Here is a 16,379-nt window from a genome sequence, read left to right as displayed (position 1 = left end):
GATTCGAGCCGCGTGAAGCGCATTTCGGCATCCTGTTCCCAATACCAGTCGGAGGACAGCTCAGTCAGTGAGCGGAAACGCAGCTCGCTTTCCGCCAGTTCCACGTTTTTTGCCGATATGCGCCGGCGAAGACTCGACATATAACCGGCGATCCATACGAAACGGTTCAGCGCAAAGGCGAAGGACACGAACAGCAGCAACTGGCCCAGCAGCGTCTCCACGGGAAAGGAAATTCTTGGTCCGGCGAGGAGTACCGCCAATAACACCTCTGCGACGACGATAACCAGCAGGATGCGAAACTGCTTCACATTCAGCGAAAACAAACCGAATGCAATCGTCTGAAAAATCGACAGCAGGAAAAAAATGCCCACTTCCGGGGCCAGCCCGAAGCAGAGGGTTTGGTTGGAGAGGGCAAGGATCAGCTGGGGAAACGTGAGGGTCGGATCGGCGAAACGCTCGGTCATTCCGCGTTTCATCGCCCAATAGATCACGGCGACGTAGGTCAGACCGCTGAAAACGTATAAGGCCGGCACAAAGAATGTGAGCCCGGCGAGATGGACCAGGACGGTCAGCAGCAAGCCATCGGTGATCCAGGACCGCGCAACGATGCGCAACGCCGCCAGATTTCCAGCGATCTCCCCCGGCGTACGCGTACTGCCAGGTTGCGTCGTTTTCATGCCGCGTCTCCCCCCGCATTCATTGTCTTCCTGGAACCTGCCTGAAACCGTGGCGTGCGGGTTGGATCCGGTCCGAAAGCCCAGCCATACAGACGGTACGGCCGGCTTCGCAAACCAGAAATCAGCACGCGCAGTCTTGTTTCAAACAGGCTCGCAAGACGATTGTCGTCCGGCCGGCGGCTTGGATGTGCGGTACATCGACCGCAATTTGGCGGGAAACTCCGCCATGCCGCTCTTCCACCTGAGGTGATTGCCTTTGCACGATAGTTACATAATTTCCATCAGGAAACAAGTTTGTGACAATGGGTCGACACAATAGGTCGTTTTGCTAAATAAACCGTATCGGACGCGCGAGGTTATTAAGCGTCCGAATTTTCACAAAATGATTGCTAGTGCTTTTTCTCCAGTCCGGCGTTGCAAACCAAATTGAACGACGCCTTTGTCAAGTCCTTCGCTTTTCTTGCTCAACTCAGTTGGGCGGCTACTGCCGAATTGATGCATCGTTCCCTTGCCTCACCAAAGTACATTTAGATGTTTTGCTTCACGGGCGATAGTCAGACGTTCGATTATTTTTCTTTAGATGCTTGACTGTTCCACTCAACATCGGTTTGCCCATTTGCATATTTCTGTATGCGCGTTAACTCAATGCAGCAGCTAGCTTTTTACAATTCTGTTCCTCATTGGCCCGCACAATTGGCGAACTTTTTTGTCGCTGTATACCTAAACTAAAACCAGAAACACCCTATGAATAATTTACCTTTCAAGGAGATTCAAAATGAGGATTCCTGTTCTGGTTATGCTGATGCAAGCTGCGATGCTGGGTGGCCTGTCTCTGGTATTCATGGTGCTGTAGTGGTTGCCTGCTCAACCACGCTTTCGTTCAACTGCAGTGCCGGTTGAACGAAAGCAAAATGAGGTGTCGTCCGCTGCCTTGCCTGATGAACGTCCTCTTGTCAAACCCAGGCAAAACGCCACACGCGCGGTAAACAAGCACGACTCTCAGTCGCCCTCGCCTTCCCCTCCTTTCCCGATTACACCGAGCAGCAACGCGCACCGCGCAATTCCCTTACCATAACCGTTTGCTTTGAACGGAAGACCTGCGGCGATGGCCGTGCGCTTACATGAGAGGACTGCATGAAATTGGTACGTTACGGACATTTAGGGAAAGAAAAACCGGGCCTGATCGATCGGGAGGGAGTATTGCGAGACCTGTCTGATGTTATCGACGACATCGGTCCGGAACAGCTATCCGCAGAATCTCTCGACAGGCTGCGGAAACTTCAACCCGCCTCGTTGCCTTCGGTACAGGGAAAACCCCGTTTCGGCGTACCGGTATCGCATGTCGGCAAATTCATCGGTATCGGACTCAATTATTCCGATCATGCCGCTGAAGCAGGCATGCCGGTTCCAAGTGAACCGATTGTATTCATGAAAGCCACCACCAGCCTGTCCGGCGCGAATGACCCGGTGGTATTGCCACGGGATTCGAAGAAGTCGGATTGGGAAGTCGAACTTGGCGTCGTCATCGGCACCAAGGCCCAGTATGTGAGCCAGGAAGACGCTTTGCAGTACGTTGCCGGCTATTGCATCGTCAATGATGTTTCAGAACGTGAATACCAGCTTGAACGGGGTTCGCAGTGGGACAAGGGGAAAGGCTGCGACACCTTCGGCCCCGTTGGTCCATGGCTGGTGACCAGCGATGAAATTGCGCAGCCACAAGGACTGGATATCTGGCTGGACCTCAACGGTAAACGAGTACAGACGGGCAATACCAGCACCATGATTTTTTCCGTCGCCGAGCTGGTGAGTTATGTCAGCCGGTTCATGACGCTGATGCCCGGCGACATCATCACCACCGGGACGCCACCCGGTGTCGGCATGGGAATGAAACCGCAACGCTTCCTGCGCGCAGGCGATGAAATGACGCTCGGAATTGACGGCCTCGGGATACAACGGCAAACGGTGATTGCCTGAATCTGGAAAGGCGATTCGCTTTTTGTATTGCTCTTTCGGCAGTCGGCCGGGCGTCTTACTCTGCGTCGGGCTGACTCTGTGGCGCTGCCTTGATGAAGGGATCCAGCCCGATGCAGGCCTGGTGAATGCGCATGATGGTCGGCATGTTGGACAGGTCACAATTAAAACGCTGCGCATTCGCGACTTGCGGAATAAGGAAACAATCGGCGAGCGTGGGCGTTTCGCCGAAACAATAGGTGCCGACACGTGGGTCCCGTGACAAGGCGGCCTCGACGGATGCAAGACCGCTTTCGCACCAATGGCGGTACCACGCGCTCTTGTCCTCATCGCTGACCTTGAGTTCCTTCACAAGATAGCGCAGCACCCGCAAATTATTCAGCGGGTGGATTTCGCAGGCAATGCTTAACGCCAGGCTGCGCACGAAGGCACGATCAACCGGCCTTGGCGGCATCAGCGGCGATTGAGAATACGCTTCTTCGAGATACTCGATGATCGCCATGGATTGGCTTATCGCCGCCGTCGTTTCCGCCGCTTCATCGATCAGTACAGGTACGAGGGCATCCGGATTGAGCTTGCGATAATCGGGAGAAAACTGCTGGCCGCCGTCGTTGAGCAGATGCACGGGTACAACCTCGTAAGGCAGTCCTTTCAGCTGAAGAGCGATGCGCACTCTATACGACGCGGAACTGCGGAAATAGCTGTACAGCTTCATGTTTCGCCCCTCATGACGATCCCGGTTAAACGATGCGGAGCCGAAGTTCGCCCAGACCCGCAATACTGCCTTCCAGCAGATCACCTTTTTTCACTGCCGCAACACCTTCCGGCGTGCCGGTGAAGATCAGGTCACCCGGCTGCAGCGCATAGTACTTCGATAAGTGTTCGATGGTTTCAGCGACATTCCAGATCAGCTTCTGGACATCGCTTTGCTGGCGGGGTGTGCCGTTCACGTCGAGTCGAATTGCGCCTTGCACGATTTCGCCGGTTTGGGCAACCGGGTGCAGCGGACCGATCGGCGCCGAAAAATCGAAGCCTTTGCCGGTGCTCCACGGACGTCCAAGTTTTTTCGCTTCACCCTGCAGATCCCTGCGTGTCATATCGAGGCCGACCGCATAGCCCCAGACATGCCGGAACGCATCTGCCGCGGCGATGTTGACGCCTCCTTTGCCGATTGCCACGACCAGTTCGATCTCATGGTGCAGATCGTTTGTCATCGGCGGGTATGGCATGTCCCCGGTCGTTCCCTGTGCGACCGGCAGGACTGCATCGGCCGGTTTCATGAAGAAGAACGGGGCCTCGCGGCCGGTGCCGCCCATTTCCTTTGCATGCTCGACATAATTGCGTCCGACACAATAAATCCGGTGTACCGGAAACAAGGCATCGCTGCCGGCAACGGGAACGGTGGCGGGGGCTTGGGGCGGAAAAGCGTATTGCATATGGTCTCCTGAAGTTTGCTAAATTATGCCATCTGGGGATCATCCCTGCGGCTAAGCGTCTCGGGCACTTTTCCATGCGGCGACGGTCTGAAACATTTGGTGCGCAAGGAAAGCGATGTGCGCACAGTGCCAGTGTTTTCCATTGGACATTTACTTCCGGAGATGCCATGTTTTTACGTCTTAGCCGCCTTTTCCGAGCCGCCGGCCGCGATGCGGTTGTGCTTTGGTTTGCATGCCGCAATCCGCTTACACCCGGATCGGTCAAGTTGTCCGCCCTGCTGCTCGCCCTCTACGTCATCAGCCCGGTCGACCTGCTGTCGGATCTTTTGCCAGTGCTTGGGTGGATGGATGATGTCACCCTGCTGGCAATCGGCATTCCGGCAATCCTGAAACTCATGCCCCAACCCGCCTTGCGCGATGCGCATTCCGATGCGGATCGCCTGATGTCGCGTTGGGCTCTCTGGCGCCGTTAATCATCAGCAAGCGTCGATAAAAAACCGCCTTGCACGATAATCCCTGCAAGGCGGTCCAGTTCTCTACATGGCCAGTCGCTGTGCGATAGCGCCGATCAGCGGTACGCGTGCCTTACCCTTCTCCGAGATACGCTTCTCTCACCTTCGGATCGTCGAGCATTTCACCTGCGTTACCGCTCATCGTGATCAGGCCCGAATCCATCACATAGCCGCGATGCGCCGCCTGCAAGGCGAGTTTTGCGTTCTGCTCGACGAGCAGGATCGTGACGCCCTGTGCGGATACGTTACGCACCACCTCAAAGATCTTTTCCACCATGATCGGCGAGAGGCCCATCGACGGCTCATCCAGCAGCAGCAATTTCGGATGGCTCATCAGCGCCCGTGCCATTGCCAGCATCTGCTGTTCGCCACCGGACAGGGTTCCGGCGAGCTGCGATGCGCGCTCTTTCAAACGCGGAAAAACGCCGAACCATTTGTCGACATCCGCCTGGATGCCGGCCTTATCATTGCGCGTGAAGGCGCCCATGAGCAGGTTTTCGTGAATGCTCATGCGGGTGAACACACCACGGCCTTCCGGCACCATCGCGAGATTGCTTTTTACGAGTTCGAAGGACTTCGCCCCCGTGATCGACTTGCCGGTGTAGTAGATCTGCCCCTCCACCCGCGCGCCCGGCAGCGTGCCGGTGATTGCCTTCAGGGTGGTGGTCTTGCCTGCACCGTTGGCGCCGATGAGCGTGACCAGCTCACCTTCGTTGACTTCGATATCGATGCCCTTGACTGCCTGGATGCCGCCGTATGCAACCTTCAGATTGCTGATTTTCAGAATGTTCTGGCTCATCAATGAGACCCTCCCAAGTAAGCCTCGATCACGGCCGGATTCTTCTGGACTTCAGAAGGGATGCCTTCGGCAATCGGTTTGCCGTAGTCCAGCACCGTCAGCCGGTCGCACAATCCCATCACCAGCTTGACGTCATGTTCGATCAAGAGGATGGTCTTGCCTTCCGCCTTGATCTTGACGAGCAGTTCGCGCAGGGCCAGTTTTTCGGTCGCATTCATGCCTGCGGCCGGTTCGTCGAGGGCAAGCAGCTGCGGATCGGTTGCCAATGCACGTGCAATTTCCAGGCGGCGCTGGTCGCCATAGGAAAGAAACTTCGAGGTACGGTTGGCGAATTGGGCAATGCCGACAAAGTCCAGCAATTCCATTGCCCGCTGGCGAATCGCCGCTTCTTCCAGGCGGGCTGCCTTATGGTGCAGGACCGCGCCGAGCACGCCCTGATGGGTACGCACGTGGCGTCCGACCATCACGTTCTCCAGGGCCGACATCTCGCCGAACAGGCGAATATTTTGAAAGGTACGGGCGATGCCAGCCTTCGCGACTTCATGCGGCGCCGACGGTGAATAGGGCTTGCCGGCCAGTTCGAAGGTACCGGTGTCGGCCTGGTAAAGGCCGGTGATCACATTGAAGAACGTTGTCTTTCCGGCGCCGTTCGGGCCGATCAGGCCGTAGATCTGGCCGCGCAGGATCTTGACGTTCACGTTCGACAGCGCCTGCAGTCCGCCGAAACGCTTGTTGACACCGGCGATGTTGAGAATGATTTGTTCGCTCATGATCTTCCTTATGCAGCCAGCGCAGCAGGTTCTTTTTCGTCGAGACGCTTGGCAGCATTTGCGTCGGGGCGATCTTCATGGCGCGGTGACGGCCACAACCCGGCAGGACGATAGAGCATGATGACAACCATCGCCAGGCCGTACAGCAATTGGCGCAGCACTTCGGCATCGATCAGCACCGTGCCGAACAACTGGCGCTGGATCGGTTCCACCACGTGCCGCAGGACTTCCGGCAATGCGGCAAGTATGGCGCCGCCCAGGATCACGCCCGGGATATGGCCGATACCGCCGAGCACCACCATTGCGAGCACTGCGATCGATTCCGTCAGCGAGAAGGATTCCGGCGAAACGAAACCCTGGAACGACGCGAACATCGCGCCGGCCACGCCACCGAATGATGCGCCCATCGCAAATGCCAGCAGCTTGACGTTACGCGTATTGATGCCCATTGCCTTGGCTGCGATCTCGTCTTCCCGGATCGCTACCCACGCGCGGCCCAGGCGGGAATGCTGGAGGCGCACGGAGATGATCACGGTAATGATGCACAGGATCAGGAACAGGAAGTAATAGGCATTAACCGATGGCATGGCAAAGTCGCCAATGTAGACCGTGGCCCTCGATCCGGACTCGCCGGCAAGCGACACGCCGAACACGCGGATCGGATCAATCATGTTGATGCCCTGCGGGCCGTTGGTGATATTCACCGGGCCGTTCAGGTTGTTCATGAAGATGCGGATGATTTCGCCGAAACCGAGCGTCACGATTGCCAGGTAATCGCCGCGCAGCTTGAGTGTCGGTGCGCCGAGCAAGGCGCCGAAGAACGCCGCCAGTGCGGCACCCAGCGGCACGATGAACCATACCGACAGGTGAATGCCGTTCTGCTGGATTTCCGGGCCAAGCAGCCACACCAATGCATTGCCGACAGCAGGATATTGATTGATGAAGGATTCCAGCACGACGGCGAACTGCGGTGATGCCAGCAGGCCGGTCATGTAGGCGCCCACCGCGTAGAACGCGATATAGCCCAGATCAAGCAGGCCGGCGAAACCGACCACGATGTTCAGCCCGAGCGCGAGCATGATGTAGAGCAGCGCCAGGTCAACGATACGGACCCAGGAATTGCCGAAGTTCGATGCGACGAACGGAAACGCGATAAGTACCAGGCCGAGAATCAGGAAACTGGTGTAGGCCTTGCGCGGATTGTTTTTGACGTCAAACAATGTGGACATGGAGCTCTCCTTTAGGCGCGATCGGCAACGCGTTCACCCATGATGCCGGATGGACGCAGGGTCAGGACGATAATCAGCACGACGAACGCGAAGATGTCCTGGTAATGGCTCCCCAGGAAGCCGCCGGTCAGGTCGCCGATATAGCCGGCGCCCAGGCTCTCGATCAGGCCAAGCAGAATACCCCCCAGCATCGCGCCGTAGATGTTTCCGATACCCCCCAGGACGGCTGCGGAGAACGCTTTCAGGCCGGGCACGAAACCCATCGCAAATTGGGCGGATGAATAATTCGCGCCCCACATCACGCCGGCAACCGCGGCCAGCGCAGCGCCAATGGCAAATGTCATCACGATGACCCGGTTCGAATCCACGCCCATCAATCCCGCCACGCGCGGATTTTCCGCCGTGGCGCGCATCGCGCGCCCGATCTTGGTGCGCTCGACAAGAAGCGCCAGCCCGATCATCGAGATGGTGGCAAGCACCAGCAGCATGACCTGGGTCTGCGAAATCAGCGCGCCGAACACATTGAACGACTCGGTCGGCATCACCTGCGGAAAGGGAATCGGGCTGCGACCCCAGATCATCATGGCAAAGGTCTGCAGGAGGATCGACACACCAATCGCCGTGATCAGCGGAGCGAGGCGCGGCGCATTGCGCAAACGGCGGTAGGCAACGCGCTCGATCACGATGTTGACGATGACGCACACCGGAATCGCCCCCAGGATCGCAATCAGGAGCTTGACGATGCCCGGCAGGTCCGGCGCCGCAGTCTGCAGGAACTGCAAAATCGTCACGGCTGCCATCGCTCCGATCATCAGCACATCGCCATGGGCGAAGTTGATCAGGTTGAGAACGCCATACACCATCGTGTATCCAAGCGCGACCAGTGCGTACATGCTGCCGAGCACCAGGCCGTTGATGATTTGTTGGATAAATGTATCCATGGGTTGCCTACTCTCTTGAAGGATCTTTCAAATCGTTCAGCGGCTTGACTGCGGGGAGCATGTGCAACTGCAGCAAACCGTCTCTGATAACAAAAACGGCACCCGGGATAGCCTTGGGTGCCGCTTGGAAGTTCAATGCAGTTCAGTGGAAAAGGCTGGCCGCGATGCCGCGGTGGATCATGAAGGCGGGATAATTGCGCATAGTATTAAGTCTCCTGTTTTTGATAAAAACTTTTTCGTGATGCCGGGCGCCTTTTGAGCGTCCACCAGAACCGGGCGGGATTATACCGAACCTTCCGATTTATGGAACTCTTTGTAGTCGAGTTTCACGTCTAATTTCACCGCCGTGTGAAAAACCGCTTTGCGCTTGGACGAGATCACGGCATTGCCCCTAACCTATCTGTCCGGCTTGGGCTCCAGGAATATCACGTGCCGCTTCCAATCCCTTAAAGCAATCGATGTGCCAATTGGAAAGCTTTCTGCGAGTGCAACCCTTATTTGCAAAATCCCAATACGACGGGACAACGAATTCTAAGAAGTTTCTGTGGGCTGTTGTACTCAAAGAAACAGCCTTATATTGGCAAAAACAACAAATTAGCATCCATAATATTTATAAATGCAAATTTCTCCCACCTTTTTGGTGAAATTTTTATGTTTTCACTCTGCGTGCGTCATCATGTTGTCACATACAGAATGTGCCAATGTATTTTTAATGGGTTTGATCTGACGCAGGCATCGTCACACGCGGCTAACCAGTACGCTGGACAGCCAGGCCTTTCGGCATTGGAAACGTGACGTTTTCCTCCACGCCAGCCAGCGTCCGAACGCTTTTCGCACCATATTGCTTCAGCCGGTCGATGACCGCCTGCACCAAAATCTCGGGTGCTGAGGCGCCCGCCGTAACGCCAATGCGGGTTTTCCCTTCCAGCCAGGCGGGATTAATCTGCTCCGCGTTGTCCACCATGTGCGCCGCAACGCCTTTTTTCTCGGCGACTTCGCGCAACCGATTCGAATTGGAACTGTTCGGACTGCCGACCACAATGACAAGCTCGACTTGGGGCGCCATGAACTTGACCGCCTCCTGGCGGTTGGTGGTTGCGTAGCAGATATCGCCTTTTTTGGGCTCCACGATGCTCGGAAATTTGCGTTTGAGCGCAGTGATGATTTCGGCGGTATCGTCTATCGACAGCGTGGTTTGCGATACGTAGGCAAGACGGTCAGGATCCTTGACCTGGAGATTTTCCACGTCCTCGCAGGTTTCAACGAGGTACATGCCCTCTTCCGCCTGACCCATGGTGCCCTCCACTTCCGGATGGCCGTCGTGACCGATCATGATGATCTCCCGCCCTTCGCGCCGCATCTTTGCCACTTCAACATGCACCTTGGTGACCAAAGGGCAAGTGGCGTCGAACACTCTGAGGCCTCGCTGCTCGGCTTCCGTCTGGACGGCCTTTGACACCCCATGCGCCGAAAATATAACCGTATTCCCGGCGGGGACATCCTGAAGTTCTTCGATAAAAATGGCGCCCTTGCTGCGCAGGTCCGCAACAACGTAGGCGTTATGAACGATTTCGTGGCGAACGTAGATGGGCGCGCCAAATTCAGCCAGCGCCCGCTCGACGATTTCGATTGCCCTGTCCACGCCTGCGCAAAATCCGCGCGGTTGCGCGAGCAATACTTCCTTATCCATGATAGTCCTTGATTCAGCTTGTGTTCCGTCGGCTTTTACAAGATGCCGATGATATTGACTTCGAACTTCAGGTTCTGGCCGGCCAATGGATGATTGAAGTCGAACACCGCCCCATCGGCATCGATGTCTCTCAGGACGCCGGCAAATCGCCCGCCTCCCGGCGCGGCAAACTCGACGAGATCGCCGACCGCATACTCCTCGCCCAGTTGGGAATTTTCCTTCAGCGTGGCGCGCGACACACGCTGGATGAGATCGGGATTGCGCGGTCCGAATGCCTGTTCGGGCGACAGGTCGAACGTCCGGTGCGCGCCTTCAGGCAGCCCCAGCAGACAAGCCTCGAGAAACGGCGCCAATTGCCCGGTACCGAGTTGCAGGGTCGCCGGGTTGTCCTTGAATGTCGTGACGATATCGGTGCCATCGGCGGATGCAAGGCGGTAATGCAGCGTGAGATAGGCCGCTTCCGTGACAACGGGGGTTTCAGACTGTGACATGAGAAATGAGATAGCGTGGCAACACGCTATTGTAAGTCACGTTAAGTTGAGGCGACGAAGGGTGTATGAGGGTCTTTATGGCGAATCACAAAACCTTGCAGACCCCCCGCTTGAAAATTGCAAATTTAACAACGTCCATGCGTATAATTAAAGTGTTATTTCGACATCTTATTTGATTCTACTAGCAAGGCTATATGGCAATTACCGACTGGCCAGCAGATCAACGACCACGCGAGCGGTTGATCAGGCATGGCGCCCAATCCCTGTCCGACGCTGAACTGCTTGCGGTCTTCCTGCGCATCGGCATCAAGGGCAAAAGCGCCGTGGATCTTGCACGAGACATGGTGAGCCACTTCGGATCACTCAACCGCTTATTTACCGCGACCCTCAGCGACTTCTCCGCGATTCATGGATTGGGCTCCGCGAAGTATGCGCAGTTGCAGGCGGTGCTCGAACTCGCCCGGCGAGCGTTGGATGAGGAACTGCGCTCAGGCATCGAACTGACGTCCCCACAGGCCGTGAAACACTATCTTCAACTCCTTCTCGGGAACAAGCCATACGAATCATTCGTCGTGCTGTATCTGGATGTGAAAAATCGACTGATATGCACCGACGAACTTTTCCGCGGCACGCTGACGCATGCCAGCGTCTATCCCAGGGAAGTCGTGAAATCGGCACTTTCCCGCAACGCCGCGAGTGTCATCATTTCCCATAACCATCCTTCGGGCACCCCCGAACCCAGCACGGCAGACCATGCGCTTACCGACGCCCTCAAACAGGCATTGCGCCTCGTAGACATTCGGATTCTTGATCATTTCATCGTGGCTGGAAAACAGGTGTATTCGTTCGCAGAACATGGCCACATGCATGCGTGAAAACCGCACCATATAATTGTTAAATCAATCGAGGATTTTAAGACACACTTTATTTTCGCAAGTCGTTGAAAAATCACATTTTTTTCTATATACTCGTCGCTTTTCCGCATTTGGAAATTTTTAAGGAGTTAATCATGGCACGTGTTTGCCAAGTCACCGGGAAGGGGCCGATGGTCGGCAACAACGTTTCCCATGCAAACAACAAGACAAAGCGTCGTTTTTTGCCGAACCTGCAAAATCGCCGCATCTTCGTTGAATCCGAAAACCGCTGGGTTTCCTTGCGCATCTCCAATGCAGGCCTGCGCGTCATCGACAAAATCGGCATCGACGCCGTCCTGAGCGACATGCGCGCTCGTGGCGAAAAAGTCTAAGCTGAATTCATCAGGAAAATATCATGGCGAAATCTAACCGCGACAAAATCAAGCTGGAATCGACCGCAGGCACAGGTCATTTCTATACAACCACCAAAAACAAGCGCACCATGCCGGAAAAAATGGCGATCATGAAGTTCGATCCGAAGGCACGCAAGCATGTTGAATACAAGGAAACAAAGATCAAGTAATCTTGCTCTGCGTTCCGTGGTACCCAAGGCCGTTCATCTCCATGAGCGGCTTTTGTTTTTGGACGCTCTTCAAACGGTGGAAGAGTGCAACATGTTCTTTTAGGAACTACTCCCTGCTTCTGGGAGTGCTGAAGTAAGTTTATGCAGGCAAAACAAGGTTCGCATATCGGAACCCGAATGCAAAAAGGCCACGAATTATCGTGGCCTTTTTCGTTTGAAGCTGGAGTTCGAGGCTTAAATCAATTGCCCTCGACAATCAGGCATAACTGCGGAGACGGAACGAGAAGTCCTGCAGTGCTTTGATCCCTGATGCCTCGGCTCGGGTGCACCAGTCCTGCAACTGCTGCAGCAACTGCTCGCGGCTGGCATTGGAGCGCTCCCAGATTGCACCCAGTTCCACTCGCATGTCGTGCATGGTCTTCAACGCCTTGCTATGCGCAAACAGCTCCATTAACTGCTGCTTCTGTCCCGCTTCCAGCTTTGCCGGCTCACGCTGCAAAAGTTTTCGCGAGGACTTTAGAAAGCTCGATTCAAACTTTGCTTTGCCTGCCAGCTGTTCAACTTCGTCGTGCCATGCACGCTTCAGCGAGACTGCATACTTGGCCATCACATCATAACGGTTTGCAATCACCGACTGCAGCGTATCGAAGTCGGCAACCGTCTTTTCGCGATTGAATTTCGGTTCAGGTGCGACTTTTTTCACTTTGGCAAGGCCTGCCATTTCGAGAATGCGGATGTACATCCAGCCGATATCGAACTCGTACCATTTGGATGACAATTTGGCGGATGTACCAAACGTGTGGTGATTGTTGTGCAGTTCTTCGCCGCCGATCAGAATGCCAATCGGGAAAATGTTGGTGGCAGCGTCAGAACATTCATAGTTGCGGTAGCCCCAATAATGGCCGATGCCATTGATGATTCCCGCTGCGGTCACCGGAATCCACAGCATCTGCACTGCCCATACCGACAAGCCGACGACGCCGAACAGCATGATGTCGATAATGAGCATCAATCCCACACCCTGCCAGCTGTATTTTGAGTAGACATTCCTTTCAACCCAATCATCCGGCGTGCCGTGACCGAATTTCTCCATGGTCTCGGCATTTTTGGATTCCGCACGGTACAACTCTGCTCCTTCGAGCAATACTTTCTTGATGCCACGTGTCACCGGGCTGTGCGGATCGTCTTCGGTTTCACATTTTGCATGGTGCTTGCGATGGATCGCGGCCCATTCCTTGGTGACCATGCCGGTTGTCAGCCAAAGCCAGAAACGGAAGAAGTGGCTGGGGATTGCATGCAGGTCGAGAGCGCGGTGCGCCTGGCAGCGATGCAGATAAATGGTGACAGCGGCAATGGTGATGTGTGTCACTACCAAGGCAAAGATCACGATTTGCCATCCGCTTGCACTGACCAATCCATTGGCCAGGAACGATAATCCCGCGTCAAAAATTGTGCTCAAATTCATTCATGCTCCATTATTTACTTCGATCCTGTTGCCGTTCCGATACATTAATACTAGCGATTCATTAAAATTCATGCAAATTGTACGCTTTATGACGCCTTGACGGGGTGCTTGATAGCTGGCTTGATTACTGCCTGTTCCCGAGCATCGACCAACCTTACTTCTCGTTGAGAATACGGAACATTGATCTGATGTGCTTTGAGCAATTTCCAGATCAACCGATTCACCTCCGATACAACGTTGGACCGGCCATTTTCAGGGTCTGAAATCCAGAAACCCACATCAAGCTCGAGTCCATCCGCACCGAATCGCATGAGTAATGCCCTGGGCTCCGGTTCGGAAAGTATGCGGGGAACCGACGCAACGCTTTTTTCGATCATCGGCAATAACTGATCGAGGTCTGTGTCATATGCGACCGTCACTTGCGTGGACAACCGCAATGTACGATCGGTAAGTGAGTAATTCTGCACCGGGCCGGCCACAAACATTTCATTCGGAACCACGGTCTCGAGACCGTCCATGCTACGGATGATCGTATATCGGGTATTGATATGCGTTACCTGTCCATAAAACTTGTCCACGCCGACGATGTCACCAATCGCAAGGCTGCGTTCGAGCAAAATGACAAAGCCGGAAAAATAGCTGCTGACAATTTTTTGCAAGCCCAGTCCAAGGCCGACTCCGAGTGCGCCGCCAAACACGGACAGCACCGTCAGATCGATACCCACCAGTGAGAGGCTGAGCAGTACGGCGACAAGGATAAACAGTGCGCGCCCCATGCGCGCCATGACGACTCTCAGCGACGAATGAATGGAATCGACGCGCATAAGCCGCTCTTCCAGCATGGCGCCGGCCCATAGCGCCAGCATCAATGTGACCAGGACTGAAGCGGTGGCCTGAACAATCGTAAGGAGCGACACCTTATGCCGGCCAATCGGCAAGACTGTGGTGTCGAGATAGCCGATCACTTCCGGCCACAGGCCGGCAATGTAAAGCGCCACGCACGCCCACACAATCGTCGCAATGACAGTTTCGGACAGCAGCAGAAATGCGCCTGCCTTGCCGCCTTTGGCAAATGCGCGCCGCAATACGTAAAACACCAGCCTGATCAGTGCGAACGAAGCGATCAGCGGGATCGCCAGTCGCAGCAAACTGACAGTCTGGAAATAGGAAAGCGCCGCCGTCATGGCAGAGACCAGCACCAGTGCGATCAGAGGCCACAAAACGCGCGCAAAACTCTGGACCCCGAGCCGAACGACACGTGACTGGGAATCACTGGAAGAGACGCGCTCCTTCAAAAGGCGGGCCAGCCACCAACCCGCCGCAAGGCATGTGGCCAACGTAAGGATTTGCCAAAGCAGATTGGGGTCGCGCAAGTCGCCCCACACGTCGGCCAGCATGTCGTATAGAAGATTCTGCTTCATTTTTTATACAGCACCGCCTCCCGGCGATGCCGTTCCCAGTTCGACGCGTAACGCGCGGCAAGCGCAGGATTTCTGCGGGAGACGAGGACGTTCTCCGCATTCCGATGCTGTGCCGTCCATGTAAAGTTGTAGCTGCCGGTAACAACAGTGGCCTTCGACGTGGACGGATCGGTCACGATCACCTTGTTGTGCGCATTTTGATATTTGGTTTCCATCCACACCGGAATACCGGCCTTGCCCATCTCGTGAAGCATGTCCGTCGCCGACGGCGTCCTCTCAACCTGTTCCGCATCGACCATCACCTGGACATCAATACCCCGACGACGGGCAGCGACAAGCGTAGTGGCGATTTTCTTGCTGGTCAACAGATACGCATGAACCAGCACTTGAGCTTCCGCCCCGCGTATGACCTCGACGATCAATCCTTCCACGTCATCCCAGGGAGCAAAGGCGACCTGTTGCTCACCTTGAGCGGCAATCACCGGAATCGCCGCATCTGCCCAGGCATTCTCCGTTCCGAGCGCAAACCAGAGAAATGCCAGCGCGCCTGCGCCATGCCGGATCACTTGCTGCGTTCGAATACCGCCGCGAAGAAACCGTCGGTCTGGTGTTCACGCGGGTTGAGTTTCAGATACTCACCCATATCCAGCGCGATCTTCTGTTCCGCCAGCACATCCTTCATCGGCACCAGGGTAAAGCCTTCATTCGCCTGTATAAAGCCCGCAACGATCGCCTCATTTTCCTCGTCGAGCAGGCTGCATGTCGCATAAACGAGTCGCCCTCCCGGTTTGACCAGGCGAGCGGCGCTGGCAAGGATGGCACTTTGCTTGGCTGTCAGCTCTGTCAGCGCATCCGGTGTCTGGCGCCATTTCATGTCCGGGTTGCGCCTCAGCGTTCCGAGCCCGCTGCAAGGCGCATCCACCAGGACCCGATCGATTTTCCCGGAAAGCCGCTTGATCTTGGCGTCGTTTTCATGCGCAATCACGACCGGGTGAACATTGGAAAGTCCGCTGCGGGCCAGCCGCGGCTTCAGCTTGTTCAGGCGCTTCTCGGACACGTCAAACGCATAAAGCCGCCCGGTATTACGCATCGCAGCGCCCAGCGCTAGGGTCTTACCCCCAGCACCTGCGCAGAAATCCACCACCATTTCGCCTCGCTTGGCGGCGACGATCTGCGCCAACAGCTGGCTTCCTTCATCCTGTACCTCGATCGCCCCGCTCTGGAACAGCGGCAGGTTTTGCAATGCTGGCTTCTTATGTATCCGGATCCCCAACGGCGCATAAGGCGTCGGTTCGCATTGAATTGGTGCCGTCGCCAGCTCGGCAATGACCTCATCGCGCTTGGCCTTCAATGCATTCACACGCAAATCGAGCGGCGCGGGCTGGTTCAGTGCTTCCGCCAGCGTCAGGGTTGCTTCCTCGCCGTCGCGGTCCCTGAGCTTTTCATATAGCCATTGCGGTAAATTGGCGCGCAAGGCAGGGGGCAACAAGCCGCGATCGATGCGTGCAATACGGTTCAGCCATTCCGCCTCGTCCGGTGA

Annotated in this window: 18 protein-coding genes and 1 pseudogene; 6 read left to right on the top strand and 13 right to left on the bottom strand. The window is 55.6% G+C overall.

What is annotated here, in order from left to right; all coding sequences use genetic code 11:
• Positions 1-677: pseudogene (locus tag V7080_RS13370) on the bottom strand (hypothetical protein); the annotation flags it as partial.
• Between the two features lie 1,134 nt (positions 678-1,811).
• Between V7080_RS13370 and V7080_RS13365 the strand changes: the two are divergent.
• Positions 1,812-2,651, top strand: coding sequence for a fumarylacetoacetate hydrolase family protein (locus tag V7080_RS13365; RefSeq protein WP_334188883.1), 840 nt, complete (start codon positions 1,812-1,814; stop codon positions 2,649-2,651).
• Between the two features lie 55 nt (positions 2,652-2,706).
• Here V7080_RS13365 and maiA read toward each other — a convergent pair whose 3' ends face one another.
• Positions 2,707-3,363, bottom strand: coding sequence for a maleylacetoacetate isomerase (gene maiA / locus V7080_RS13360; RefSeq protein WP_334188882.1), 657 nt, complete (start codon positions 3,361-3,363; stop codon positions 2,707-2,709).
• A gap of 25 nt (positions 3,364-3,388) precedes the next feature.
• The gene (locus tag V7080_RS13355; RefSeq protein WP_334188881.1) at positions 3,389-4,084 is read right to left on the bottom strand and encodes a fumarylacetoacetate hydrolase family protein; all 696 of its coding nucleotides are present in this window, start codon (positions 4,082-4,084) and stop codon (positions 3,389-3,391) included.
• A gap of 167 nt (positions 4,085-4,251) precedes the next feature.
• Here V7080_RS13355 and V7080_RS13350 point away from each other — a divergent pair, with 167 nt between their 5' ends.
• Positions 4,252-4,557 carry a YkvA family protein gene (locus V7080_RS13350; RefSeq protein ID WP_334188880.1) on the top strand — a complete coding sequence of 102 codons (306 nt, stop codon included), beginning with the start codon at positions 4,252-4,254 and terminating at the stop codon, positions 4,555-4,557.
• Positions 4,558-4,669: 112 nt separating this feature from the next.
• Here V7080_RS13350 and V7080_RS13345 read toward each other — a convergent pair whose 3' ends face one another.
• The 4 genes from V7080_RS13345 to V7080_RS13330 are packed head-to-tail and all read right to left on the bottom strand — an operon-like array spanning position 4,670 to position 8,335.
• Positions 4,670-5,395, bottom strand: coding sequence for an ABC transporter ATP-binding protein (locus tag V7080_RS13345; RefSeq protein ID WP_334188879.1), 726 nt, complete (start codon positions 5,393-5,395; stop codon positions 4,670-4,672).
• Positions 5,395-6,165, bottom strand: coding sequence for an ABC transporter ATP-binding protein (locus tag V7080_RS13340; protein WP_334188878.1), 771 nt, complete (start codon positions 6,163-6,165; stop codon positions 5,395-5,397). The genes V7080_RS13345 and V7080_RS13340 overlap by 1 nt, the downstream gene beginning before the upstream one ends.
• An 8-nt stretch (positions 6,166-6,173) precedes the next feature.
• Positions 6,174-7,394 carry an ABC transporter permease subunit gene (locus V7080_RS13335; protein WP_334188877.1) on the bottom strand — a complete coding sequence of 407 codons (1,221 nt, stop codon included), beginning with the start codon at positions 7,392-7,394 and terminating at the stop codon, positions 6,174-6,176.
• Positions 7,395-7,405: 11 nt separating this feature from the next.
• A complete protein-coding gene (locus V7080_RS13330; protein ID WP_334188876.1) occupies positions 7,406-8,335 on the bottom strand; it encodes a branched-chain amino acid ABC transporter permease in 930 nt (309 codons plus the stop codon).
• Positions 8,336-8,396: 61 nt separating this feature from the next.
• Between V7080_RS13330 and V7080_RS13325 the strand changes: the two genes are divergently transcribed.
• Complete coding sequence (locus V7080_RS13325; protein ID WP_334188875.1) at positions 8,397-8,594, top strand: hypothetical protein; 198 nt, start codon at positions 8,397-8,399, stop codon at positions 8,592-8,594.
• Between the two features lie 489 nt (positions 8,595-9,083).
• On the opposite strand, the gene ispH is transcribed toward V7080_RS13325, so the two are convergent.
• Positions 9,084-10,112, bottom strand: a complete 1,029-nt coding sequence (ispH, locus tag V7080_RS13320; protein WP_334188884.1) for a 4-hydroxy-3-methylbut-2-enyl diphosphate reductase — start codon at positions 10,110-10,112, stop codon at positions 9,084-9,086.
• Positions 10,061-10,516 carry an FKBP-type peptidyl-prolyl cis-trans isomerase gene (locus V7080_RS13315; RefSeq protein WP_334188874.1) on the bottom strand — a complete coding sequence of 152 codons (456 nt, stop codon included), beginning with the start codon at positions 10,514-10,516 and terminating at the stop codon, positions 10,061-10,063. Before V7080_RS13315 ends, ispH begins: the two co-directional genes overlap by 52 nt.
• A 194-nt stretch (positions 10,517-10,710) precedes the next feature.
• Between V7080_RS13315 and radC the strand changes: the two genes are divergently transcribed.
• The 3 genes from radC (at position 10,711) to rpmG (ending at position 11,953) form a co-directional block, all read left to right on the top strand.
• Entirely contained in the window at positions 10,711-11,391 is a 681-nt protein-coding gene (radC, locus tag V7080_RS13310) for a RadC family protein (protein WP_334188873.1), read from the top strand.
• 134 nt (positions 11,392-11,525) lie between these two features.
• Complete coding sequence (rpmB, locus tag V7080_RS13305; RefSeq protein WP_326857232.1) at positions 11,526-11,762, top strand: 50S ribosomal protein L28; 237 nt, start codon at positions 11,526-11,528, stop codon at positions 11,760-11,762.
• A gap of 23 nt (positions 11,763-11,785) precedes the next feature.
• Positions 11,786-11,953, top strand: a complete 168-nt coding sequence (gene rpmG, locus V7080_RS13300) for a 50S ribosomal protein L33 (protein ID WP_057292919.1) — start codon at positions 11,786-11,788, stop codon at positions 11,951-11,953.
• A 256-nt stretch (positions 11,954-12,209) separates the two neighbouring features.
• Here the strand turns inward: rpmG and V7080_RS13295 are convergent, their stop codons facing one another.
• The 4 genes from V7080_RS13295 to V7080_RS13280 all read right to left on the bottom strand — a co-directional run.
• Entirely contained in the window at positions 12,210-13,418 is a 1,209-nt protein-coding gene (locus V7080_RS13295; protein ID WP_334188872.1) for a DesA family fatty acid desaturase, read from the bottom strand.
• Between the two features lie 86 nt (positions 13,419-13,504).
• Positions 13,505-14,839 carry a mechanosensitive ion channel family protein gene (locus V7080_RS13290; RefSeq protein WP_334188871.1) on the bottom strand — a complete coding sequence of 445 codons (1,335 nt, stop codon included), beginning with the start codon at positions 14,837-14,839 and terminating at the stop codon, positions 13,505-13,507.
• Positions 14,836-15,405, bottom strand: a complete 570-nt coding sequence (locus tag V7080_RS13285) for a phospholipase D-like domain-containing protein (protein WP_334188870.1) — start codon at positions 15,403-15,405, stop codon at positions 14,836-14,838. Before V7080_RS13285 ends, V7080_RS13290 begins: the two co-directional genes overlap by 4 nt.
• Positions 15,402-16,379: RsmB/NOP family class I SAM-dependent RNA methyltransferase (locus V7080_RS13280; protein WP_334188869.1), on the bottom strand; the 978-nt coding region annotated here is incomplete at its 5' end. The genes V7080_RS13285 and V7080_RS13280, both read right to left, overlap by 4 nt.

The organism is Noviherbaspirillum sp., assembly GCF_036846085.1.
GTDB lineage: Bacteria > Pseudomonadota > Gammaproteobacteria > Burkholderiales > Burkholderiaceae_D > Noviherbaspirillum.
The sequence above is the reverse complement of the archived record's forward strand: the minus strand, read 5'-3'. Positions and strand labels throughout refer to the sequence as shown.

Bases quoted from the DNA above. Each gene is read 5' to 3' on its own strand.
- V7080_RS13355 (WP_334188881.1), bottom strand. From the start codon at position 4,084: ATGCAATACGCTTTTCCGCCCCAAGCCCCCGCCACCGTTCCCGTTGCC.
- V7080_RS13290 (WP_334188871.1), bottom strand. From the start codon at position 14,839: ATGAAGCAGAATCTTCTATACGACATGCTGGCCGACGTGTGGGGCGAC.
- V7080_RS13340 (WP_334188878.1), bottom strand. From the start codon at position 6,165: ATGAGCGAACAAATCATTCTCAACATCGCCGGTGTCAACAAGCGTTTC.
- V7080_RS13345 (WP_334188879.1), bottom strand. From the start codon at position 5,395: ATGAGCCAGAACATTCTGAAAATCAGCAATCTGAAGGTTGCATACGGC.
- V7080_RS13365 (WP_334188883.1), top strand. From the start codon at position 1,812: ATGAAATTGGTACGTTACGGACATTTAGGGAAAGAAAAACCGGGCCTG.
- rpmG (WP_057292919.1), top strand. From the start codon at position 11,786: ATGGCGAAATCTAACCGCGACAAAATCAAGCTGGAATCGACCGCAGGC.
- radC (WP_334188873.1), top strand. From the start codon at position 10,711: ATGGCAATTACCGACTGGCCAGCAGATCAACGACCACGCGAGCGGTTG.
- V7080_RS13330 (WP_334188876.1), bottom strand. From the start codon at position 8,335: ATGGATACATTTATCCAACAAATCATCAACGGCCTGGTGCTCGGCAGC.
- rpmB (WP_326857232.1), top strand. From the start codon at position 11,526: ATGGCACGTGTTTGCCAAGTCACCGGGAAGGGGCCGATGGTCGGCAAC.
- maiA (WP_334188882.1), bottom strand. From the start codon at position 3,363: ATGAAGCTGTACAGCTATTTCCGCAGTTCCGCGTCGTATAGAGTGCGC.
- V7080_RS13295 (WP_334188872.1), bottom strand. From the start codon at position 13,418: ATGAATTTGAGCACAATTTTTGACGCGGGATTATCGTTCCTGGCCAAT.
- V7080_RS13350 (WP_334188880.1), top strand. From the start codon at position 4,252: ATGTTTTTACGTCTTAGCCGCCTTTTCCGAGCCGCCGGCCGCGATGCG.
- V7080_RS13335 (WP_334188877.1), bottom strand. From the start codon at position 7,394: ATGTCCACATTGTTTGACGTCAAAAACAATCCGCGCAAGGCCTACACC.
- V7080_RS13315 (WP_334188874.1), bottom strand. From the start codon at position 10,516: ATGTCACAGTCTGAAACCCCCGTTGTCACGGAAGCGGCCTATCTCACG.